Here is a 20,327-nt window from a genome sequence, read left to right as displayed (position 1 = left end):
CGTCGAAGGATCATGAGTGCGGACGGTGTACAGGGGGCGGGGATGCGCAGCGGACTGTGGGCGGTGCTGGCGGCCGTGGCCATGACGGTCGTGGGGTGCGAGTCCGGGGAGGGCGTGGTGGTCGAGGGCACCGCACCGGCCACCGCCTACGACGGGCCGATGAACGTCCCCACCAAGGAACTGGACGAGCACACCCCGCGGGCGCTGCGGCTCGTGTCCGGCGCGGCCGGCCGGGCCCTGGAGTGCGCCGGGGAGATCCACAACGGCAACGGCCCCGACGGCTGGAGCAGGGACGACGGCGGGGACAGCCCGGAGGAAGGGCTGGAGCTGTACTTCGACCTGTTCGACCCGGGCGACCCCCGCTCCGGCTACCGCGTGGAGCGCCGGGAGACGGACCGCGTGCTGTACTCCTACGACGTCGGCGGCCGGACCAAGGTGGCGGTCGTGGTCGCCAAGGACCAGCAGGACAGGCCCGGTTGGGGCCCGGAGACCAGCGCCTCCTGCGACCCGTCCGAACTCCCGGCCGAGTGGACCGCCTCCCACGGCTACGAGATCTGGACCGACCGCGCGGGCGAGCGTTTGCCGACCACCGAGGTGAGCAGCGGCGCGGGGGACGACCACTGCGGCTGGCGCCCGGTGCACTTCCTCGACCTCGGCGGCCGCACCTACGCCCGCGACCCGGAGGGCCTGCTCGATCCCGCCATGCTCACCGCGGCCTACGACGGCTCGGTCACCATGCCCGCGAGCGCCCGCGACACCGGATACCGGTACCAGGACCGCAAGTTGTGGCTGACCGGCGACCGGCGGACGGCGTACGTCCGCACATCCCGCGGTGTGGAGGCCTGGCCCCTGCTCAAGGAACACGTCGCCTGCAAGTGAGGGCAGTTCACCGGCTGGCGTGCAGCGCCACCAGCAACTGCCAGACCTGGTCGGCGATTTCGGTGGCGGTGGCGTCGAGCAGGCCGTGCAGCCAGTCGGCCAGGACACCGGTGAAGGTGGCGGCGACCGCGGAGGCGACCAGGGGGGCGTCGGCCGCACCCGCGAGCTCCCGCTCCCGCAGGCTGTAGGACCGCAGATCCCGGTGCAGCACCCTGCCCAACGGCCCGCCGCCGCCCGGCGCGAGCAAAGACCGGTACAGGGCGGCGTGCGGGGTGAGCGAGGCGAAGAACTCCGCGAGCGCGGGCGGCGCGTGCACCGGGTCGGGCCGCCCGCGCCAGGCGTGCAGCGCCTCCACGGCGTCCCGTACGACGTCCGCGCAGGCGTCGACGGCGAGCGCCTCCAGGCCGTCGTAGTGCACGTAGAAGGTGGCCCGGCCGACCCCGGCCCGCCGCACCAGCGCGGCCACGCCGACCTCCTCCAGCGGCCGCTCGGCGCACTCCGCGAGCAGTGCCTCCCGCAGCCTGGCCCGAGTGCGCGCCGCCCGCGGGTCCTCGGGTGCGCGGCGGGTCACTGCGCCACGAGTACGGCGGCCAGGGCGAGCGCGCCGGGCAACGCCTGCGCGGCGAGGATCCGGACGTTGGCGGTGACGGCGCCGTACACACCGGCGACGATCACGCACACCAGGAAGAACACCTGCGCCCGGAACCCGGTCGGATCCCCGGCGACGAGACCCCACACCAGGCCCGCCGCGAGGAAGCCGTTGTACAGCCCCTGGTTGGCGGCCATCGCCGCGGTGGCCCGGGCCATCTCCCGGTCGAACCCGTGGAAGGACATCCCCGGCTTCTTCTGCCACAGGAACATCTCCATCACCAGGATGTACACGTGCAGCGCCGCCACCAGGCCGACCAGCACATTCGCCAGGATCTCCATCAGCTTCCCCACTTCTTGGACGTGTGTCCACTATAGCTGGACATCCGTCCAGGAAATCCACTGTCAGTGTCGGCCGCTAGCGTGCGCGCCATGACCATCGACGAAGACCTGACCGTCCGCCGTGCCCGCCCCGAGGACATCCCGGGGCTGGTCGCCTCCAGCGCTGGCCTGTTCGCCGAGGACGCCGGGACCCGGGATCCGAGCGTCGACGTCGGCTGGCCGCGTGAGCACGGGGCCGCCTCGTTCACGGCGGCCCTTGAGGACCCGGCGCGGCTCGTCCTGGTGGTGGCACACGACGGCGAGGTGGTCGGCCACCTGACCGGATCCCTGACCGACCCCTCGGCCGTGCGACCCGTGAAGTCGGCCACGCTGAACGGCCTGTACGTCCGCCCGGCCCATCGCCGCGCGCAGGTCGGCGCCCGCCTGGTGGAGGAGTTCCTGGCGTGGGCCGAGGAGCGGGGGGCCGTGCAGGCGGAGGTCGCCGCCTACGCGGCCAACCCGGAGGCGATCCGCTTCTACGAGCGCCAGGGATTCGGGGCCCACGCCGTGACGCTGCGGCACGGCCTAGGCCGAAAGACGGAGGTGGCAACCGGCCCGAACGACCAGACTGATCCCCTCAGTCGATGATCCAGCAGGAGGACGCACGCCGATGGCCCCGCAGCCGCCACGCCCCGCAGAACAGCGCAAGCAGGACACCCTGCACCGCCTGGAGCACGACGAGGACGTCTGGGTCGCCACGGCCCCGGACGACGGCTCGGGGGTGCCGTACCTCGTCCCGCTCTCGTTCCTCTGGGACGGCTCCACGATCCTCCTCGCCACCCCGGCCGGCAGCCCCACCGGCCGGAACCTGAAGTCGACCGGCAGAGTCCGGCTCGGCCTCGGGCCCACCCGGGACGTCGTGATGATCGAAGGGACCGTGGAGACCGTCACCCAGGACGAGTTGAGCGAGGAGGAGGGGGACCGGTTCGCCTCGGTGACCGGCTTCGATCCCCGCCGGCTCACCACGCCTTACCTGTACTTCCGTGTCCGCCCGCAGCGCGTGCAGGCCTGGCGGGAGGAGAACGAACTCACGGGGCGTGAGCTGATGCGGGACGGACGGTGGCTGGTCGCCGACTGAATCGGCCGTGCCGGGATATCCGCAAGGTACAGGCCCGCAGGGCGCCGACGCCCCGTGGCCGAACCCTTCGGAGGAGACATGGCACTGGTTAAAGCGGGGGTCGTCGTGCTCGACTGTGCCGAGCCCGAGAAACTCGCCGTGTTCTACAAGGAACTGCTGACGGCCGAGGAGACGGACGCGACCGCGAACCGCGTGGAGATCAGGGGAGCGGACGGCTTCCGGCTGGCGTTCCGCCGTGATGTGAACGCCACACCGCCGAGCTGGCCCCGCCCGGAGAACTCCCTCCAGGCCCACATCGACTTCGTGGTGGACGACCTGGACGAGGTCGAGCGCAAGGTGGTGGAGCTCGGCGGGCGCCCGCTGGACACGAAGGACGCGGCGGGGCCGTTCGAGGAACGCGGGTACGCCGACCCCGCCGGACACTCCTTCACCGTGCGCATGGTCACCCCGACCGCGCCCAAGCAGGGCTGAATCAGTCGCGGCCGCCCTTCTCGGAGGCCGGCCAGACACCCGTGGACCGCTCGATGGCCTTCGCCCCGGTGCGGTCCACGGCACTGCGCACCGCGGCGAAAATGGCGCCCTGGATCGCGGCCGCCAGAAGGATCTCCCCCCAGCCGCGGTCCCGGTCCAGGGCGTCGGGCGCGTCGTCCTCGTGCCGGATCGCCTTCCAGGTCTTCTGGAAGGCCAGTCCCGCCAGCGTTCCGCTCGTCCAGCCCAGCACGAAGCCGAGGGGCTTGTAGGCGAGGGGCAGCTTCTTCTTCTTTGCCATGTGAGTCTCCTTGGTCAGTGGGTGGGTTGGTGGTGTGCCGGGACCGCCTCGGCCGTCGGCGCCGGGCCCGGCGGTGTCCCGTCGCCGAACGGTCGGCCGCCCAGTTCCTCCCGGTGATGCGGCGTCAGCCAGCCCGCCAGGTCCGGCCCGAGCGGGACGATGCCGGTCGGGTTGATACCGGCGTGCACCTGGTAGTAGTGCCGCTTGATGTGGTCGAAGTCGACGGTGTCACCGAAGCCCGGCGTCTGATAGAGGTCGCGGGCGTACGCCCACAGCACCTCGTTCTCCGCCAGCTTCCACCGGTTGCACTTGAAGTGACCGTGATAGACGGCGTCGAAACGCACCAGCGTGGTGAACAGCCGGATGTCCGCCTCGGTGAGGGTGTCCCCGACGAGATACCGCTGCCGGGCCAGCCGTGAAGTCAGCAGGTCGAGCCGGCGGAACACACCCGCGCACGCCTCCTCGTACTCCTCCTGGCTCGCGGCGAACCCCGCCCGGTACACACCGTTGTTGACGTCCTCGTACACCTCCGCCATCACGGTGTCGATCTCGTCGCGCAGCGCCCGCGGATACAGATCGGGCGCCCCGTCCCGGTGCAGGGCCGTCCACTCGGTGGCGAGGTCCAGGGTGAGCTGCTGGTAGTCGTTGGTGACGAGCTTCCCGCTGGGAACGTCCACGAGCGCGGGCACGCTCACCCCGCCCGGATAGTCGCTCTCCCGTTTGTCGTAGGCCTCGCTGAGGTAGCGGATGCCTAGCACCGGGTCACGGCCGTCCGGATCCAGGGTGAAACGCCAGCTGCGGTCGTCCTGGATCGGGTCCGTGATCGCCATGGAGAGCGCGTCCTCGAGCCCGAGCAGCCGTCGCGAGATCACCGCACGGCTCGCCCAGGGACACGCGCGGCTGACCACCAGGCGGTAACGGCCGGCCTCCACCGGCCAGCCGTCCCGGCCGTCGGCGGTGACACGGTCCGCGAAATGGCTCTTGGACCGCTTGAACGCCTTGTGGCCGTACGCGCTGTTGCCGTCGTCGGCGCTGCCCATGCTTCCTCCTGTTCTGACGCCTGTCCTGGTGGACGCGTTCCCCGTTTTCGGGAATCGGCACGGTGTGAGTGCCCCGGAGGGGGGCAGTCGGCGTGAGTGAGCGGGACATCGACGAACGACAAAGCGGACCGGAAAACACGCGTCACCGTACTGGTGGCACTGGCGGCGAACCTCGTGATCGCGGTCGCCAAGGCCGTGGGCGGCCTCCTGGCGGGCTCGCCCGCGCTGCTGTCGGAGGCGGCGCACTCCGTCGCGGACAGCCTCAACGAGGTCTTCCTGCTGGCCGCGCTGCGCCGCAGCAGGCGACCCGCCGACCGGCGCCATCCCTTCGGCTACGGCAAGGAGCGGTTCTTCTGGTCGCTGATCGCGGCCGTCGGGATCTTCGTGATGGGCGGCTGCTTCTCGGTCTTCCAGGGCGTCGAGGCGCTCCGCAACGGCGCCGAGGAGAAGCTCAGCGGCTATGTGGCCGGCCTGATCGTGCTGGGCGTGTCCTTCGTCGCCGAGGGGATCTCGCTGCTGCGGGCGCTGCACCAGGTGCGCAAGCAGGGCGGGGTCGCCCAGGGCATGCGCGACCCGGCGCTGCGCACGGTCGTCGCCGAGGACGGCACAGCGGTGCTCGGTGTGACCCTGGCCATGATCGGCATGGCCCTGCACATGGTCACCGGACAGGTCGTGTGGGAGGCGTCCGCCTCCCTGGCCATCGGCGTGCTGCTCGTCTACGTGGCCTACCGGCTGGGACGCGAGGCCAAGGGGCAGCTGATCGGTGAGGCAGCCGACCCGGAGTCCAGTGCCCGGATCCGGGCACTGCTGGACGCGCAGCCCGAGATCGACAGCGTGGAGGCGCTGTTCACCATGAAGATGGGGCTGGACTCGGTCCTGGTGGCCGCCCGGGTGGACCTGGTACCCGGCCTGGACAGCGAGCGGGTCGAGGAGGTCGCCGTACGCATCAAGCGGTCCGTCTCCCGGACCGTGGCCGAGGCGGACCAGATCTTCCTCGACGTGACCGACCGGCCGGCCGAGGAGGCACGAGAAAGCCCCGCCGCGACGGGGGAACGCGGCGGGGCCTGAGGCTCAGGTGCCCGGCCGAAGTCGGTTCATGCGTCTTCGGCCGGAGGTTTTTTCCGAGGGCTGTCAGTCCCCGTCGACGGGCTCCAGGATGAAGACCGGTATCACCCGGTCGGTCTTCTTCTGGTAGTCCGCGTACGGCGGGTACGCCGCGACGGCACGCTCCCACCACTCGTCCTTCTCCACGCCGGTGATCTCGCGGGCGGTGAAGTCCCGCTTGACCGGGCCGTCCTGAAGTTCGACATGCGGGTCGGCCTTGACGTTGTGGTACCAGACCGGGTGCTTGGGAGCGCCGCCCAGCGAGGCGACCGCCGCGTAACGCCCGTCGTGCTCGACCCGCATCAACGGCGTCTTGCGGATGTTGCCGCTCTTCGCGCCGCGGGTCGTCAGCACGATGACCGGCATCCCCGTGTCCATGAGCGTGTTCCCCTTGGTGCCGCCGGAGCTCTCGTACAACTCCACCTGCTCACGCACCCACTGGGTCGGGCTGGGCTCGTACTCGCCCTCAAGAGGCATGGTTTCCGTCTCCTCGCTGTCTGCTACGGGGTTCCCGCACGGCACTTCAACACTGTCTTGAACGGGAATCATCCCGGCCGGGTTCCCAGAGATCTGCCCATGACGACGAGCGCGGGCACGACGGCCCGCGACTGCGCGGACTCCGCGCCGAACGCGACCAGATCGGCGCCGAAGGTCTCCACACACCCTCGGCTCTCAGTGAGCAGGGCGGGGGTCCACCAGTCGGTGGACCTCAAGGTCAACCGCCGGATACCGAGGTGGGCCGCCGAACCGCCGCAGCGCAGATTCCGGGCTACGGCCGCCCCGCCGTGAAAGGACGCCCTCCGCTTCCCCTCCCCCCGACGACGATCTCCGGCCAGATTGCCCCCACCACCGATCTGGCCGAACTTCTCGTCGCCCTATAGATGCCCTGGGCATCTAATGAAGATCTGCACGACGCACCCTTCGTCTGCGAGGTCTTCCATGACGGAAACGGAACCCGTCGCCTTCCCCCAGGACCGGACCTGCCCCTACCACCCGCCCACCGGCTACGAACCCCTGCGCGCCGCCCGCCCGCTGTCCCGGATCACCCTCTTCGACGGCCGTCCGGCCTGGCTGGTCACCGGACACGGCACCGCCCGCGCCCTGCTCGCCGACCCCCGGCTGTCCACCGACCGCACCCGCGACGGCTTCCCCGCGCCCACGGCACGCTTCGCGGCGATCAAGAACCGTAGGACCGCGCTGCTGGGCGTCGACGACCCCGAACACCGTGCCCAGCGGCGCATGATGGTCCCCGGTTTCACACTCCGCCGGGCCACCGAACTGCGCCCCCGAATCCAGGAGATCGTGGACGAACGCATCGACGCCATGATCGCCCAGGGACCGCCCGCCGAGCTGGTGAGCGCCTTCGCGCTGCCCGTCCCCTCGACCGTGATCTGCGCGCTGCTCGGCGTGCCCTACACCGACCACGACTTCTTCGAAGGGCAGTCCCGGCGGCTGCTGCGCGGTCCCACGGCCGACGACGTCATGGACGCCCGCGACCAACTCGAGGAGTACTTCGACGAACTCATCGACCGCAAACAGAAACAGCCGGAGCCCGGCGACGGTGTGCTCGACGAACTCGTCCACCGGCAGCTGCGGGACGGGGAGCTGAACCGTGCGGAACTGATCGCCCTGGCGATCATTCTGCTGGTCGCCGGTCACGAGACGACCGCCAACATGATCTCGCTCGGCACCTTCACGCTCCTCCAACACCCCGACCGGCTGGCCGAGTTGCGTACCGACCCGGCGCTGATCCCGAACGCGGTCGAGGAACTCATGCGCATGCTCTCGATCGCCGACGGACTGCTGCGGATGGCCCTGGAGGACATCGAGGTGGCCGGGACGACGATCCGCGCGGGCGAGGGAGTCGTCTTCTCGACCTCGGTCGTCAACCGCGACGAGGACGTCTACGCCGCCCCGGACACCCTCGACTGGCACCGGCCCGCCCGGCACCACATCGCGTTCGGCTTCGGCATCCACCAGTGCCTCGGGCAGAACCTCGCCCGCGCCGAACTGGAGATCGCCCTGCGCACCCTCTTCGACCGGCTGCCGACCCTGCGCCTCGCCGCCCCCGCCGAGGAGATCCCCTTCAAACCCGGCGACACGATCCAGGGGATGCTGGAACTCCCCGTGACCTGGTAAGAGGCTCCGACGATGCACATGGACATCCACATCGACAAGGACGTCTGCATCGGGGCGGGCCAGTGCGCCCTGGCCGCCCCGGGCGTCTTCACCCAGGACGACGACGGCTTCAGCACACTCCTGCCCGGCTGGGAGGACGGCGGCGGCGACCCCATGGTCCGTGAGGCCGCCCGGGCCTGTCCCGTCGCCGCCATCACCGTGTCGGAGACGGTGAGCTGACCCGGCGAGGCGGGTCGAGCACCCCGAGCTCGATCCGCTCGCTGCCGCCCCGCCCGGCGACCAGGTCGCAAGAGCTGATCCGCCCGCCCTCGACCGTGACGGCGAGCGCGAACAGCAGCCGCCCGCGGGGGCGACGAGGAGCCCGACGTCCCGTCGACCAGGCTGACGGCCGCAAACCGGAACCGCGGTCCCCTCGGCCACGGCCCGGGCGTCCCGCGGCTCCACCGGCACTCCGGGCGGCAGCGCGGCAGGCGTCGGCCCGGCGCGCCACCTCCGGTGCCCGGCACGTCCGGCAGCCCGGAACAGCAGCTGCCCGCCGTGGGTGACGGCGAGACCGACGTTCCCGTCGACCAGGGCGACGGCCGCGAACCGGGACCGCGGTCCCCTCGGCCACGGCCCGGGCGTCCCGCGGTTCCACAGGCACTCCGGGCGGCAGCGCGGCAGGGGTCGGCCCGGCGCGCCACCTCCGGTGCCCGGCACGTCCGGCAGCCCGGAACAGCAGCTGCCCGCCGTGGGTGACGGCGAGACCGACGTCCCCGTCGACCAGGACGACGGCCGCTAACCGGGACCGCGGCTCCTCGGCCACGGCCCGGCGTCCCGCGGCTCCACCGCCCCCCGGCGGCTGCGTCGGCCCGGCGCGCCACCTCCGGTGCCCGGTACGTCCAGCAGCCCGTCCAGATCACGGTGGCTGGAAGGACGACACGCGCCACCGTCGGACCTCAGCGGGCGTTCAGCAGCAGCCGGACCGCTTCGCGTGCCTCGGCGGCAGGGCGGGTGCTGTGCGTGATTCCCGCGGTCACCATGGCTCCCTCGGCGAGCAGGAAGAGCGGCCCGGCCAGCGCCGCGGGCCGCCCCGCTGCGGCCACGAGGGAGGCGAGGTAGTCCCCGAACGCCCTCTTGTGTGCCCGGACCTGGTCCGCCACCCGGTCCGAGGTCGCGCCCAGTTCGCCGTAGGAGTTGATCCACGCGCACCCGCGGAAGCCCTCCTCGCCGAACCATTCCTCCAGCCAGTCGAAGACCGCCAGGATCCGTTCCTCGGGGGCCGCACGGAGTTCCACGAACTCGGTCAGCCGACCCCGCCATCGCCCGTCCCGCCGCTCCAGATACGCCTCCACCAACTGTTCCTTCGCCGGGAACAGCTGGTAGAGCCGCTTGAGCGAGACCCCGGACGCGCCACGTATCTCGTCCATGCCGACGGACTGGATGCCCCGCCCGTAGAACAGCTCCTCGGCGGCGTCCAGCACCCGCTCACGGGCCACTGCGCTGTCCATGGACGACCCTTCCTTGACGGGAGAACGCGCGTTCTCCTACGTTAGCAGTCGTGCGGAGAACGCCCGTTCTCCGGTCGCTGTCCCCGGAGGACGCCATGACCGCCCGCCCGCCCCTGCCACCCTTCACCCGCGAGACCGCCGCACAGAAGGTGCAGGCCGCCGAGGACGCCTGGAACACCCGAGATCCGCAGCGCGTGGCGCTCGCCTACTCGGAGGACTCCGTGTGGCGCAACCGCGGCACCTTCGTCACCGGCCGCGCCGCGATCGTCGAGTTCCTCACCGCGAAGTGGGCGCGCGAGCGGGAGTACGCGCTGCGCAAGGACCTGTGGGCGTTCGACGGCAACCGCATCGCGGTCCGTTTCCAGTACGAGTGCCAGGACGCCGAAGGGCAGTGGTGGCGCTCGTACGGCAACGAGCTGTGGGAGTTCGACGAGCACGGGCTGATGACCCGGCGCGAGGCGAGCATCAACGACGTGCCCATCGAGGAGCGGGAGCGCCGGATCCGCGGACCGCGGCCCGAAAGCGAGCGGGGACGGTCCTTCCCGCTTCAGTAGGGTTCCGGCGTGACCGAACAGGACGAGATACCGCCCTTCTTGTACGTCGTCGTCTGCGCCGCGGGCATCGCGGCGGACGTCGGCAAGCTGATCACCGCGGCGCAGGAGCGGAAGTGGCACGTGGGCGTGATGGCCACGCCCACCGCCATGAACGGTTTCTTCGACGCGGCCGCCGTCGAGGCGCAGACCGGTCATCCGATCCGTTCCGCGTGGCGCCGCCCGGGGGATCCGCGGCCCTTCCCGGACCCGGACGCGGTCGTGGTCGCCCCGGCCACCTTCAACACGATCAACAAGTGGGCGGCCGGTATCGCCGACACCCTCGCCGTGGGCACGCTGTGCGAGGTGGTCGGCCGGGGCGTCCCGGTCGGCGTCCTGACCTGCGTCTCCGACGACCTCGCCGCTCACCCCGCCTACCAGGACAGCCTGATCCGGCTGCGGGGGATGGGAGTGCGGTTCGGGCACCCCTACCAGGGCGCCGAGGGCGAGGAGTTCGGGTGGGAGCGGGCGCTGGACCTGGTCGAGTAGGGGTGAGGAGGGGACCTTGATCGACCGCGAAGTCGTAGGCTCCCCTTCGGACCCCTCTCGAAGGCAGGAGCAGCAACGATGCAGTACGTGAAGCTCGGTTCGACGGGCCTGGACGTCTCGCGGATCTGTCTGGGCTGCATGTCCTACGGCCTGCCGGACCGCGGCGTGCACGAGTGGACCCTCGACGAGGAGGCGTCGCGGCCCCTGATACGGCAGGCGCTGGACGCCGGGATCAACTTCTTCGACACCGCGAACGTCTACTCCGACGGCACCAGCGAGGAGATCGTCGGCAAGGCCCTCGCGGACTTCGCGAACCGCGACGAGATCGTGCTCGCGACCAAGGTGCACGGCCGGATGCGGTCCGGGCAGAACGCCGCCGGGCTGTCCCGCAAGGCGATCATGACGGAGATCGACCACAGCCTCAGGCGCCTGGGCACCGACTACGTCGACCTGTACCAGATCCACCGCTTCGACCCGCACACCCCGGTCGAGGAGACGATGGAGGCGCTGCACGACCTGGTGAAGGCGGGCAAGGTGCGCTATCTCGGGGCCAGTTCGATGTACGCCTGGCAGTTCTCCAAGATGCAGTACACGGCCGAGCGGCACGGCTGGACCACGTTCGTGTCCATGCAGAACCACTACAACCTCCTCTACCGCGAGGAGGAGCGCGAGATGCTGCCGCTCTGCGCCGACCAGGGCGTCAGCGCCCTGCCGTGGAGCCCGCTGGCCCGCGGCCGCCTGACCCGGGACTGGGGCACGGTCACCGACCGCAGCTCCACCGACGACTTCGGCAGCCGCCTCTACCAGGAGGGCGACCGCACCATCGTCGACACCGTCACCCGCATCGCCGTCGAGCGGGGCGTGTCCCGTGCCCAGGTGGCCCTGGCCTGGCTGCTGGCGCAGGACACGGTGGCGGCCCCGATCGTGGGCGCGGGCAAGCCGCACCACATCGAGGACGCGGTGGCAGCGGTCGAACTGGAGCTCAGCGACAAGGAGATCGAGGAGCTGGAGGAGCCGTACACGGCCCGCCCGATCGTCGGTCACGGCTGAGTTCCGTCACGGCTGAGGCCTGTCACGGCCGACTAGTGCGGTCCGTGCGGTGCGAATTCCGTACCGCACGGACCCGCCCCCTCGCTCTCGGGCAACGGCACCCGCGCACCGCTCATCGACAACGTCCGGTAGTAGTGCCCGATCCGCTCGGTGGAAGCTCCCACGTAGTGCCCGATGAACGACCGCCGGAACCGGTCGGCCGTACGGTTCGGCTGCGACCCGTGCACCAGGCTGCCGTTGAAGAACAGGACGTCCCCCGGCGCCATGTCGACGGGAACCGCGGTGAGCCCCGGCGGCGGTGCCACGTACTCCCGCGCGAAGGACACCTCCGAGTCGGCGAGTTCGGGGCAGAACAGGTCCATCCGGTGCGTGCCCGGGACGACCTCGAGGCCGCCGTTGTCCCGGTCGATCACATCGCAGGCCACCCAGGCCGCGACACACGTGCCCGGCTCGACCCGCAGATAGAAGTTGTCCTGGTGCAGCGCCTGCCCCCGCGCCCCCGGCGGCTTGAAGTAGAACATGCTCTGCGCGGCCAGCACCTCCTCCCCGAGCAGCGTCTCCAGCACCTCCCGCAGCCGGGCGTCCAGCAGGAAACGCAGCGCGAGGCCGTTGATCTCGTGCGGCTGCATCACGCGCGGATACCTCCGCAGCGGATCCGCCGACTCACTCGGCGCACCGGGCTCGAAGTGTCCGGACACCGGCCCGCCCGAATGCAGCGCCGTGAACTCCCCGCACAGCCGGTCGATCTCGTCGCGCGCGAACAGCCCGCGGACGACCATGAAGCCGTCCTCCTGGAACTGCCGGACCCCTGTCTCCATGCCCGTGACTGTCATGTGACCACTCCCTGGTCGTCCCCGGTCGGATGTGTTCCACTCGTCACGCTAGGCCGCAGGCCGTGCGAGGAGGATGCCCATGACCGTCGTCGGATTGCCCGAGAGCGCTGCGGCCGACGATCCCGGACCGCCGCCGGGCCTCGTGGTCGTAGGCCGCTACGACGAACTCCCGGGTTACGCCGTCCATCGCGCGCGCGGCGCCGACAGCTGGCTGTTCACCTGGACCGTGGGTGGCCGGGGCAGCCTGAGCCAGGGACGGACCGAGACCGGGGCGGGCGCCGGGGACCTGGTGGTGCTCGCCCCCGGCGCCCCGCACCGCTACGGCGTGGAACGGGGCGCCGCGCACTGGGAGTTCTGGTGGGCGCACTGCGGAGCCAGACCGTCCTGGAGTGCCTGGCTGGGGCCGCACGGCAGGGGAGACGGCATGTACGTCGTCCCCGCGGACCCCGCCGGGGACAGCCCGCACGCCCGCGTCGAGGCGGCCTTTCACCGGATGCTCGCCGACGCCCGCCGGCCCCGCACCGGCACCCTGCCCGGGGCCACTTCGCCGGACGACCGGGTCGCCGTCGCCGTCGCCCACGGCACCACCGCCCGTGAACTCGCCCTGTGCGCACTGGAAGAGGTCGTCCTGCTCACCGCCGGCACCGTACGCCGGGGCCGGACCGGGACCGACGTGGACCCTCGGGTGCGGCGCGCCCAGGAGCTGATCGCGGCCGACCCCGGCGCCCCGCACACGGTCCGGTCGCTGGCCGGCGAGGTCTCGCTGTCACCGTCCCGGTTCGCCCATCTCTTCGCCCAACAGCTGGGCCGCTCACCCATGCGGGCGCTGCGCGAGGCACGGCTGCAGCACGCCGCCCGGCTGCTGGAGAGCACCGACCTGTCCGTGGAACGCGTCGCCGCCGCCTCCGGCTTCGCCAGTCCCTTCCACTTCAACCGCGTCTTCCGCGACCGCTACGGCACACCACCCGGGACCTACCGGGCGGTCGGGTCAATGGTTGGGGCATGACATCATGGGGTCGCCCGGATGTGCTGTGGAGTGGAGGTTCAATGGTTGCCTGGATCTCTTCGCGGAGTTAACTGGATCCTGTTTCCAATTACGAAATCAGGAGAACGGCAATCCCTGAGGCGTCGGTGTTGACGAATTGTCTATCAATGCCGGGCGGGCGGGATGCGCAAAACCGCGAGATCACTTGTTGGGCGTCCCTGACCTGTGTAAAGGTGTGCCTTGTCAGCACACAGACAATGGATATTTCCCCTGTGTGCTCTTGACCCCCTCCGTACGCCCTTCACGCTTCAAAAGAGCTGTCCCAGGCGGACGTACCCATTGGTATGGACTTTATGCAATGCAGCATGCCCTCGGGAGGAAATGCCGCCGTGAATGACGCAGGCCTGTCGAATTCCCCGTCTCCGGTTCGCCCGTACGACGTCACGGACGAGCAGCTGAGCGCCGAGCTCAAGAAGTGGAGCGGCACGACGCCGGCCCTGCAGCCCGTCGGTGAACTCCTCGACCGGCACTGGGAAGCAGCCTTCGCCTACGCGCGGCTGTGCACCGACGGCCCCCGCCCCGCGGGCATGCTCACCACGGCCGCGTTCACCCGCCTCTTCGGCGAATCCCTGCGCCACACCGGGCCGACCGCCGCGTGGCGGCCCCATCTGCTCGTCACCGTCCGCCGGATCGCGGCGGAGTGGGACGCCGACGGCCGCCGGGAGATGCTCCACCCCGCGCTGAGAACCGAGGCGGGCGGTGACAGAGCCGCGGCCCGCCTGCTGCCCCCCGCCGAGCGGCGTCTGCTGTCCGGTGCCTTCCAGCGCTTGCAGCAGTCCGCCCGCTGCCTGCTGTGGCACACCGAGGTCGAGGCGGAGCCGCTCGGCGTCCCCGCGGCCCTGCTCGGCCTGGACGAGGAGGACGCCGGCGTCGAACTCCGCCGGGCCCGTGAGCGGCTGCGCGAGGAGTGCCTCCAGGTCCACCGCGAACTCGCCCCCGAGCAGGAGTGCCGGCACTATCTGCGGCTGCTCGACGTGACCTACCGGCGCGGCGGTGTCGACCTCGACCCCGATCTGCGCGAGCACCTGGAGCGGTGCAGGCACTGCATGCACACCGCCGACCAGCTGCACCAGTTCAACGGGCAGCTCGGTATCGCGCTCGCCGAGGCGGTGCTCGGCTGGGGCGCCGCCGCCTACGTGCAGTCACGGCTGAGCGTCGACGACGCGGGAGCGGCGCGCGAGGCCCAACGGCACGCGCCGGCGAGGCCGTTCGTTGCGGAGGCCTTCGGGGTTCCGATGCCCTTCACCGCCCCGGGCCAGGGCGTCGCCGCTTCCGGTCCCGCTCCCGCCGACCCGGCGCCGCCCGTTCCCGGCCCCCGCGTCCGCGCGCGCTCCGCATCCCGCCACTCGGCCCACAAGGCAGGCCGCCGCACCTCCCGCCGCAACCTCACCGCGGCCGTCCTGACGGTGAGCGGGCTCGTCGTCCTTCCCCTGGTCATGTGGTCCTCGTTCCACTCGGACGGCAACGGCCCCGCCGACGCCGCCCCCTCCGAGGCGCCCGGCTCCGACACGGCCTCCTCGACCAGCGACCCGTCGTACGCCGGGGCGAGCGAGGCGCGCCAGGGCGACCTGCGCGGCCGCCTGCACAACGTCGAGTCCGGGCTGTGCGTCGGCGTCGTCGGCAAGAAGATCGCCCAGGGGGTCGAGACCGAACTCGCCAAGTGCTCCGGGGCCGAGGGCCAGCAGTGGACGTACGAGACCGACGGACTGCTGCGCAGCGCCGCCGACCCGGACCTGTGCCTGGACTCACACCTCGGCTTCTCGGTGCGGCTCGCGACCTGCACGGGCGCCAGCGCGCCCGACGCCAAGAACATCCGCTACGACTTCACCCTCCAGGGCACCCTCGTACCGCGCTGGGACCAGGACCTGGCCCTGACTCCCGCCGCCACCGACGGATCCGGCGCGCTGGTCCTGAAGAACCGCGACGAGGGCCCCGCCCAGCGCTGGGTCTTCGACACCTCGAAGACCGACCCCCAGATGGAGGCGGTCAACTGGGACGCGGACACCAGCCCGACGCCGACCCCCAAGTCCGCCCCGGCGCCCTCCAGAACGCCCACACCCACCCCGAAGACGACCGCCGCACCGACGACGGCCGCGCCGCCGACGCCGAGCATCCCGTCCCCCAGTGACTACTGCTCCACCAACCCGTACTACTGCTACTGGGGCGGCCAGAACGGCGGCGGAGCCGGCGGCGGTTACGGCTACGGCGGTGGCTACGGGTACGGCGGCGGGTACGGAGGCGGCGGCTACGGGGGCGGGCGCTGACCCCCGCTCAGGCTCCGACGAGCTGAAGCGAGGCCCACAGGGCCACCACCGCGGCGGCGAGCGCGGTCGGCACGGTCAGCAGCCCGAGCCGGGTGAACTCCCCGAGCCCGACCTCGTGGTCGTGCCGGTGCAGGATGCGCCGCCACAACAGCGTGGCCAGCGACCCGGCGTAGGTGAGGTTCGGGCCGATGTTCACCCCGAGCAGCACCGCGAGGACCGCGCCGGGCCCGGCCGCGGCGGTGAGCGGCAGCAGGACCAGGACCGCGGGCAGATTGTTGATCAGGTTCGCCAGTACGGCGGCCAGCGCGGCGATCCCCAGCAGCGCGACGAGCCCCGTCCCGCTGGGCAGCACGTGGCGCAGGGCGTCGGCGAGCCCGTTGTCGACGACCGCGCGCACCACGATGCCGAGGGCGAGCACGAACGCCAGGAAGGCCGGTGCCGCCGCCCGCACCACCGAGACCGGGGTGGCCTTCCTGTGGACGAGGGCGCGGCCCGCCAGCACCAGCGCCCCCGCGCACGCGACCCAGGCGGGGTCGACGCCGAACGCGGACGCCACCACGAACCCGGCCAGTGTGCAGCCGACGGTGACCAGCGCGAACAAGGGCAGCGCGGGCTCCTCGGACGGTTCGGGGGAGTGGTCGACGACGGTCAGGTCGGCTTCGAAGAACCGCCGGAACACCGCGTACTCGACGGCGATCGCCGCCAGCCAGGGCAGCGCCATCAGCAGCGCGAACCGCGTGAAGCTCACCCCGCTCGCCTCGAAGGCCAGCAGGTTGGTGAGGTTCGACACCGGCAGCAGCAGCGAGGCCGTGTTCGACAGATGCGCGCACGCGTAGACATGCGGCTTCGCCCGGGCTCCCATCCGGGAGGCGGTGACCAGCACCACGGGTGTCAGCAGCACCACGGTGGCGTCCAGGCTGAGCACCGCCGTGATCGCCGACGCCAGCCCGAACACACCGGTCAGCAGCCGCCCGGGCGAGCCCGCCGCCCGGCGCGCCAGCCAGGCCCCACAGGCCTGGAACAGCCCCTCGACGTCACAGAAGTGGGCGAGCACCAGCACCGCGGCGAGGAATCCGACCACTGGCCCCAGCCGTTCGGCCTCCGCCCACGCGTGCTCCGGGGAGATCGCCCCGGTCAGGACCACGAGCCCCGCCGCCGGGACCGCGACCACGGCCTCCGGCCAGCCGAAGGGGCGTAGAACCGCCCACACGAGTACGGCGACGAGCAGGGCGACGGACAGGGCTTCGGCGAGCGGGGTGTTCAGGGCGAATCCTTCGGGACGCGAGCAGATCGTGCCCGGTCATGAAACCAGGCGAGGGTAAGAAACCTGCCAGTACCCCGAACGCGACCGCTCAGGCCCCGGTGCCGGGGCTGAAGGGGATCAGTCGCACCGACGACTCGTCGCCGGACACCGGGACCACCCCGGACTTCCACACCACCTTCAGCGGGTCCTCCTCGTCCGGCGGGGTGACCAGAAGGGCGGCAGGGGTGGCCGTGGCCGCCCCGCTGACCTCGGGGTTCGCGAAGGACAGTCCGGCCCACGCGCTCTGGCCCGGCGCCAGTCTCACGGTCTCCGGCCCCGTGGAGGAGCGCTTGGGATCCGGGCCCAGCTGCTTGCCGGACGCGTCGACGAAGGCGGTGCCCGGATAGCCGTACAGGGTGCAGGTGCGGCTCGACCTGTTCGTCAGCACGACCGGGAAGTTCTCCTGTCCGGCGCCCGGATTGTTGCGGCCGACGGAGGCGCTCAGCTCGGAGGTGTGGCAGCGGGTGCCGCCGACGGGGGAGCGCGGCGCGGACGGGGTGAGGGAGTTGCTCACCGCGTCGGTCGGCACCCCGCTCGGCGCGCTGCTCGTGCCGTCGTCGCCCTCCGTGCTCCCGGTGCCGGAGCCGGACGGTGTCGTGCCGGTCGCGGGAGCCGTGGCGCCGGACTCCGTGCGCGGGGCGCTCGCCGTGCCGTTGCCGCAGCCCGCCAGCAGGCCGAGCAGCGCGACCGAACCCGCGAGCACGGACGCCCGCCGCACAACCAGGGACCTGTTCGTCATGTCTCCACACTCCCGGAGATTCCACGCACGCGCGCGTACAAAGTTCGCCGACTGCGGGGGACCGCTCACTACTCCAGGTCGAGGAGTCCGATCTCCGCCCAGATCGTCTTGCCGTCGGCCGTGTGCCGGCTGCCCCAGCGCTGGGTGAGCTGCGCGACCAGGAGCAGACCCCGGCCGCCCTCGTCCCACGTCTTGGCGCGCCGCAGATGCGGCGCGGTGTGGTTGGTGTCGGAGACCTCGCAGATCAGGGTGGTCGCGTCATGGATGAGCCGCAGCCGGATGGGGTGGGCGCCGTACCGGATCGCGTTCGTCACCAGCTCGCTCGTCACCAGCTCGGCCGTGAACGAGGCCTCGCTCAGATCCCAGCGGGCCAGCTGTTCCACGACCTGTTTGCGGACGGGCGCCACCAGCGACGGGTCGGCGGGGATGTCCCAGGTCGCCACCTGGGAGGCGGGCAGCCCCAAGGTGCGGGCCAGCAGCAGGGCCACGTCGTCCGTGGAACCGCCGGGCGGGAGCAGTGCGTGCAGCACCCGGTCGCAGCTCTCCTCCAGGGAGTCGGAGGGCACGGCCAGGGCCTCGCACAGCAGCGCGTGGCCGGCGTCCACGTCCCGCTCCCAGGACTCGATGAGCCCGTCCGTGAACAGGGACAGCACGGTCCCCTCGGGCAGGGCCAGCTCGGCGGACTCGAACGGCAGGCCGCCCAGGCCCAGCGGCGGCCCCGGGGGCAGGTCCACCTGGCGTGCCGCCCCGCCCGGCGTCAGCATCACGGGCGCGGGATGCCCGGCCCGGGCCAGCGTGCAGCGCCGCGACACCGGGTCGTACACCGCGTACAGACAGGTGGCCCCGACCTCACCGGGACTGCCGTCACCGCCGGCCTCCGCGGACAGCCGTACGACGAGGTCGTCGAGGTGGGTGAGCAGCTCGTCCGGGGCCAGGTCGATGTCGGCGAGGGTGCGGACGGCGGTGCGCAGCCGGCCCATCGTCGCCGAGGCCTGGATGCCGTGCCCGACCACGTCCCCGACGACCATCGCGACCCGCATCCCCGACAGCGGGATCACGTCGAACCAGTCGCCGCCCACCCCGGCCCGCGCGGCCGGGAGATAGCGGGAGGTCGCCTCCACGGCGGCCGTGCGCGGCAGGGAGCGGGGCAGCAGACTGCGCTGGAGGGTGAGGGCGGTCTCGCGCTCGCGGGAGAAGCGGCGCGCGTTGTCGATGCAGATCCCGGCGCGCGCGGTGATCTCCTCGGCCAGCAGCACGTCGTCCTGGGTGAAGGGGTCGGGCCGGCGGTACCGGGTGAGGACCGCGACCCCGAGGGTCTGGCCGCGGGCCTGGATCGGCACGGACATCGTGGCGTGGATGCCGTACTCCTTGACCCGCTCACCGCGTGTCCTGTTCCAGTTGAGCCACCGGTCCAGGCGTCCTGAGGCGACCGTGGCGACGATGGTGCGGCCCGCCGTCAGCGAGTCGGCCTGCGGAGAGGTGGCCGGATACAGCTCGCTGTGCCCGGGCTTCATCACCGCCAACGGGTTGCCGGGGTCCACCGACTGGTGGGCGGCGCGGCGCAGCTCGACCGGTGCGGAGATCCTCGCCGGTGGATCGCCGTTCTCCTGCGGGTCCAGCAGGTCGACGCTGACGAAGTCGGCGAGCGCCGGAATGCAGGCGTCCGCCAGCTCCTGGGCGGTGCGGGTGACGTCGAGGGTGGTGCCGATGCGCACACTCGCCTCGTTGACCAGCTGAAGCCGCTCCCGGGCGAGGAAGTTGTCGGTGAAGTCGTGGGCGGCCAGGCACACGCCCCGCACCCGGCCCGTCGGGTCGGTGACCGGCGCCATCCGGGCCAGCCAGGCGTGCGCGCTGACCTCGCCGCCGGCCCGCATGTAGGTCTGCACGTCCTTGGCCCGGCCGGTGGTGAGCACGTGCAGCAGGTGGTCCTCCAACTCCTCGCTCTGCTGCTTGCCGCCGATCTCGGACAGCCTCAGGCCCTGGATGCGCTTCTCGGGAAGTCCGATCACGTCGGCCATGGCGTCGTTGATCCGGCGCAGTCGGAGCTGTTCGTCGTAGACGGCGACGGCACAGGGCGACTGGGTCAGTACGGCCGTGCCCAGCGGGTCGTCGGGGGACTGGGGGCCGCCGGGCTCGAGCGGGGTGACCACGAGCCAGTGTCCGGGGCCGCCGTCCGCCGAGTGCTGGTGGTGGGCGAGCAGCCACGCCGAAACGGCCGTGCCGTCGCGGTGGCACAGGGTGAGCGTGCCGTCCCAGCGGGCGCCCACGGGCCCGGCGGGCACCTCCTCGCCTCCGCTGACCAGGAGATTCACCGCCGGTCTGCCCACGACCTCGGCGGGTGACCAGCCCAGCAGCCGCTGCGCGCCGGCGTTCCACGCGACCAGCGTGCCGTCCTCACCGACGACAGCCCGAGCCGTCGCCGCGTCGTCGAACGGGTACACGAGGGTCATCGTCGCCACTCCATTGCGCACACTCTCAGTGAACTGACAGGTCACTTGGGTTCCAAGCCTAGTGCGTCGGGCTCGCACGCGAACGGCGAACCCCAG

Annotated in this window: 23 protein-coding genes; 12 read left to right on the top strand and 11 right to left on the bottom strand. The window is 71.7% G+C overall.

Going from position 1 to position 20,327, the window contains the following annotated elements; all coding sequences use genetic code 11:
• The first annotated feature begins 42 nt into the window (after window positions 1-42).
• The gene (locus tag ABZT02_RS19860; RefSeq protein WP_356019360.1) at window positions 43-879 is read left to right on the top strand and encodes a hypothetical protein; all 837 of its coding nucleotides are present in this window, start codon (window positions 43-45) and stop codon (window positions 877-879) included.
• 7 nt (window positions 880-886) lie between these two features.
• Here the strand turns inward: ABZT02_RS19860 and ABZT02_RS19855 are convergent, their stop codons facing one another.
• Both ABZT02_RS19855 and ABZT02_RS19850 read right to left on the bottom strand, forming a co-directional pair.
• Window positions 887-1,450 carry a TetR/AcrR family transcriptional regulator gene (locus tag ABZT02_RS19855; RefSeq protein WP_356019256.1) on the bottom strand — a complete coding sequence of 188 codons (564 nt, stop codon included), beginning with the start codon at window positions 1,448-1,450 and terminating at the stop codon, window positions 887-889.
• Window positions 1,447-1,809, bottom strand: a complete 363-nt coding sequence (locus ABZT02_RS19850; RefSeq protein WP_355740358.1) for a DUF1304 domain-containing protein — start codon at window positions 1,807-1,809, stop codon at window positions 1,447-1,449. The genes ABZT02_RS19855 and ABZT02_RS19850 overlap by 4 nt, the downstream gene beginning before the upstream one ends.
• Before the next feature lie 90 nt (window positions 1,810-1,899).
• Here ABZT02_RS19850 and ABZT02_RS19845 point away from each other — a divergent pair, with 90 nt between their 5' ends.
• From ABZT02_RS19845 to ABZT02_RS19835, 3 genes are all read left to right on the top strand, one after another.
• Entirely contained in the window at window positions 1,900-2,436 is a 537-nt protein-coding gene (locus ABZT02_RS19845; RefSeq protein WP_356019255.1) for a GNAT family N-acetyltransferase, read from the top strand.
• A gap of 22 nt (window positions 2,437-2,458) precedes the next feature.
• Window positions 2,459-2,926, top strand: a complete 468-nt coding sequence (locus ABZT02_RS19840; RefSeq protein ID WP_356019254.1) for a pyridoxamine 5'-phosphate oxidase family protein — start codon at window positions 2,459-2,461, stop codon at window positions 2,924-2,926.
• Window positions 2,927-3,004: 78 nt separating this feature from the next.
• Window positions 3,005-3,397 (top strand): VOC family protein, encoded by a 393-nt coding sequence (locus ABZT02_RS19835; protein ID WP_356019253.1) that lies wholly within the window; start codon window positions 3,005-3,007, stop codon window positions 3,395-3,397.
• A gap of 1 nt (window position 3,398) precedes the next feature.
• Here the strand turns inward: ABZT02_RS19835 and ABZT02_RS19830 are convergent, their stop codons facing one another.
• Window positions 3,399-3,695, bottom strand: coding sequence for a DUF4235 domain-containing protein (locus ABZT02_RS19830; RefSeq protein WP_356019252.1), 297 nt, complete (start codon window positions 3,693-3,695; stop codon window positions 3,399-3,401).
• 14 nt (window positions 3,696-3,709) lie between these two features.
• On the bottom strand, window positions 3,710-4,735 hold the full coding sequence (locus tag ABZT02_RS19825) for a glutathione S-transferase C-terminal domain-containing protein (protein ID WP_356019251.1): 1,026 nt from the start codon (window positions 4,733-4,735) through the stop codon (window positions 3,710-3,712).
• A 96-nt stretch (window positions 4,736-4,831) separates the two neighbouring features.
• On the opposite strand from ABZT02_RS19825, the gene ABZT02_RS19820 reads away from it, so the two are divergent.
• Window positions 4,832-5,803, top strand: a complete 972-nt coding sequence (locus tag ABZT02_RS19820; RefSeq protein ID WP_356019250.1) for a cation diffusion facilitator family transporter — start codon at window positions 4,832-4,834, stop codon at window positions 5,801-5,803.
• 63 nt (window positions 5,804-5,866) lie between these two features.
• Here ABZT02_RS19820 and ABZT02_RS19815 read toward each other — a convergent pair whose 3' ends face one another.
• Complete coding sequence (locus tag ABZT02_RS19815; protein ID WP_356019249.1) at window positions 5,867-6,316, bottom strand: nitroreductase family deazaflavin-dependent oxidoreductase; 450 nt, start codon at window positions 6,314-6,316, stop codon at window positions 5,867-5,869.
• Between the two features lie 68 nt (window positions 6,317-6,384).
• A complete protein-coding gene (locus ABZT02_RS19810) occupies window positions 6,385-6,552 on the bottom strand; it encodes a hypothetical protein (RefSeq protein WP_356019248.1) in 168 nt (55 codons plus the stop codon).
• Window positions 6,553-6,778: 226 nt separating this feature from the next.
• Here ABZT02_RS19810 and ABZT02_RS19805 point away from each other — a divergent pair, with 226 nt between their 5' ends.
• Complete coding sequence (locus ABZT02_RS19805; RefSeq protein WP_356019247.1) at window positions 6,779-7,978, top strand: cytochrome P450; 1,200 nt, start codon at window positions 6,779-6,781, stop codon at window positions 7,976-7,978.
• A gap of 12 nt (window positions 7,979-7,990) precedes the next feature.
• Window positions 7,991-8,197 carry a ferredoxin gene (locus ABZT02_RS19800; RefSeq protein ID WP_356019246.1) on the top strand — a complete coding sequence of 69 codons (207 nt, stop codon included), beginning with the start codon at window positions 7,991-7,993 and terminating at the stop codon, window positions 8,195-8,197.
• Window positions 8,198-8,916: 719 nt separating this feature from the next.
• Here ABZT02_RS19800 and ABZT02_RS19795 read toward each other — a convergent pair.
• Entirely contained in the window at window positions 8,917-9,468 is a 552-nt protein-coding gene (locus tag ABZT02_RS19795; protein ID WP_356019245.1) for a TetR/AcrR family transcriptional regulator, read from the bottom strand.
• Window positions 9,469-9,563: 95 nt separating this feature from the next.
• Here ABZT02_RS19795 and ABZT02_RS19790 point away from each other — a divergent pair, with 95 nt between their 5' ends.
• From ABZT02_RS19790 to ABZT02_RS19780, 3 genes are all read left to right on the top strand, one after another.
• On the top strand, window positions 9,564-10,022 hold the full coding sequence (locus ABZT02_RS19790) for a nuclear transport factor 2 family protein (RefSeq protein WP_356019359.1): 459 nt from the start codon (window positions 9,564-9,566) through the stop codon (window positions 10,020-10,022).
• A gap of 9 nt (window positions 10,023-10,031) precedes the next feature.
• Window positions 10,032-10,547, top strand: a complete 516-nt coding sequence (locus tag ABZT02_RS19785) for a flavoprotein (protein WP_356019244.1) — start codon at window positions 10,032-10,034, stop codon at window positions 10,545-10,547.
• A 78-nt stretch (window positions 10,548-10,625) separates the two neighbouring features.
• The gene (locus tag ABZT02_RS19780) at window positions 10,626-11,597 is read left to right on the top strand and encodes an aldo/keto reductase (protein ID WP_356019243.1); all 972 of its coding nucleotides are present in this window, start codon (window positions 10,626-10,628) and stop codon (window positions 11,595-11,597) included.
• A 32-nt stretch (window positions 11,598-11,629) separates the two neighbouring features.
• Here the strand turns inward: ABZT02_RS19780 and ABZT02_RS19775 are convergent, their stop codons facing one another.
• Entirely contained in the window at window positions 11,630-12,430 is an 801-nt protein-coding gene (locus tag ABZT02_RS19775) for a phytanoyl-CoA dioxygenase family protein (RefSeq protein WP_356019242.1), read from the bottom strand.
• Window positions 12,431-12,509: 79 nt separating this feature from the next.
• Between ABZT02_RS19775 and ABZT02_RS19770 the strand changes: the two genes are divergently transcribed.
• Together ABZT02_RS19770 and ABZT02_RS19765 are read left to right on the top strand one after the other, a co-directional pair.
• Window positions 12,510-13,436, top strand: a complete 927-nt coding sequence (locus ABZT02_RS19770) for a helix-turn-helix domain-containing protein (protein ID WP_356019241.1) — start codon at window positions 12,510-12,512, stop codon at window positions 13,434-13,436.
• A gap of 368 nt (window positions 13,437-13,804) precedes the next feature.
• Window positions 13,805-15,739 carry an RICIN domain-containing protein gene (locus ABZT02_RS19765; RefSeq protein WP_356019240.1) on the top strand — a complete coding sequence of 645 codons (1,935 nt, stop codon included), beginning with the start codon at window positions 13,805-13,807 and terminating at the stop codon, window positions 15,737-15,739.
• Between the two features lie 7 nt (window positions 15,740-15,746).
• Here the strand turns inward: ABZT02_RS19765 and ABZT02_RS19760 are convergent, their stop codons facing one another.
• The 3 genes from ABZT02_RS19760 to ABZT02_RS19750 form a co-directional block, all read right to left on the bottom strand.
• Window positions 15,747-17,003, bottom strand: coding sequence for an SLC13 family permease (locus tag ABZT02_RS19760; protein ID WP_356019358.1), 1,257 nt, complete (start codon window positions 17,001-17,003; stop codon window positions 15,747-15,749).
• Window positions 17,004-17,091: 88 nt separating this feature from the next.
• Window positions 17,092-17,781, bottom strand: coding sequence for a DUF4232 domain-containing protein (locus ABZT02_RS19755; protein WP_356019239.1), 690 nt, complete (start codon window positions 17,779-17,781; stop codon window positions 17,092-17,094).
• A 68-nt stretch (window positions 17,782-17,849) separates the two neighbouring features.
• Window positions 17,850-20,231 carry a SpoIIE family protein phosphatase gene (locus ABZT02_RS19750; RefSeq protein ID WP_356019238.1) on the bottom strand — a complete coding sequence of 794 codons (2,382 nt, stop codon included), beginning with the start codon at window positions 20,229-20,231 and terminating at the stop codon, window positions 17,850-17,852.
• Window positions 20,232-20,327 lie beyond the last annotated feature (96 nt).

Origin of the sequence: Streptomyces sp. NPDC005402 (assembly GCF_040606575.1) — a bacterium.
In the GTDB taxonomy this organism is placed as follows: Bacteria; Actinomycetota; Actinomycetes; order Streptomycetales; family Streptomycetaceae; genus Streptomyces.
This window is presented reverse-complemented; position numbering and strand designations above follow the sequence as displayed.

Excerpts from the sequence above, each read along its gene's own strand:
- ABZT02_RS19860 (WP_356019360.1), top strand. The coding sequence starts at position 43 with ATGCGCAGCGGACTGTGGGCGGTGCTGGCGGCCGTGGCCATGACGGTC.
- ABZT02_RS19850 (WP_355740358.1), bottom strand. The coding sequence starts at position 1,809 with ATGGAGATCCTGGCGAATGTGCTGGTCGGCCTGGTGGCGGCGCTGCAC.
- ABZT02_RS19845 (WP_356019255.1), top strand. The coding sequence starts at position 1,900 with ATGACCATCGACGAAGACCTGACCGTCCGCCGTGCCCGCCCCGAGGAC.
- ABZT02_RS19840 (WP_356019254.1), top strand. The coding sequence starts at position 2,459 with ATGGCCCCGCAGCCGCCACGCCCCGCAGAACAGCGCAAGCAGGACACC.
- ABZT02_RS19835 (WP_356019253.1), top strand. The coding sequence starts at position 3,005 with ATGGCACTGGTTAAAGCGGGGGTCGTCGTGCTCGACTGTGCCGAGCCC.
- ABZT02_RS19830 (WP_356019252.1), bottom strand. The coding sequence starts at position 3,695 with ATGGCAAAGAAGAAGAAGCTGCCCCTCGCCTACAAGCCCCTCGGCTTC.
- ABZT02_RS19825 (WP_356019251.1), bottom strand. The coding sequence starts at position 4,735 with ATGGGCAGCGCCGACGACGGCAACAGCGCGTACGGCCACAAGGCGTTC.
- ABZT02_RS19815 (WP_356019249.1), bottom strand. The coding sequence starts at position 6,316 with ATGCCTCTTGAGGGCGAGTACGAGCCCAGCCCGACCCAGTGGGTGCGT.
- ABZT02_RS19805 (WP_356019247.1), top strand. The coding sequence starts at position 6,779 with ATGACGGAAACGGAACCCGTCGCCTTCCCCCAGGACCGGACCTGCCCC.
- ABZT02_RS19800 (WP_356019246.1), top strand. The coding sequence starts at position 7,991 with ATGCACATGGACATCCACATCGACAAGGACGTCTGCATCGGGGCGGGC.
- ABZT02_RS19795 (WP_356019245.1), bottom strand. The coding sequence starts at position 9,468 with ATGGACAGCGCAGTGGCCCGTGAGCGGGTGCTGGACGCCGCCGAGGAG.
- ABZT02_RS19790 (WP_356019359.1), top strand. The coding sequence starts at position 9,564 with ATGACCGCCCGCCCGCCCCTGCCACCCTTCACCCGCGAGACCGCCGCA.
- ABZT02_RS19780 (WP_356019243.1), top strand. The coding sequence starts at position 10,626 with ATGCAGTACGTGAAGCTCGGTTCGACGGGCCTGGACGTCTCGCGGATC.
- ABZT02_RS19775 (WP_356019242.1), bottom strand. The coding sequence starts at position 12,430 with ATGACAGTCACGGGCATGGAGACAGGGGTCCGGCAGTTCCAGGAGGAC.
- ABZT02_RS19770 (WP_356019241.1), top strand. The coding sequence starts at position 12,510 with ATGACCGTCGTCGGATTGCCCGAGAGCGCTGCGGCCGACGATCCCGGA.
- ABZT02_RS19755 (WP_356019239.1), bottom strand. The coding sequence starts at position 17,781 with ATGACGAACAGGTCCCTGGTTGTGCGGCGGGCGTCCGTGCTCGCGGGT.
- ABZT02_RS19750 (WP_356019238.1), bottom strand. The coding sequence starts at position 20,231 with ATGACCCTCGTGTACCCGTTCGACGACGCGGCGACGGCTCGGGCTGTC.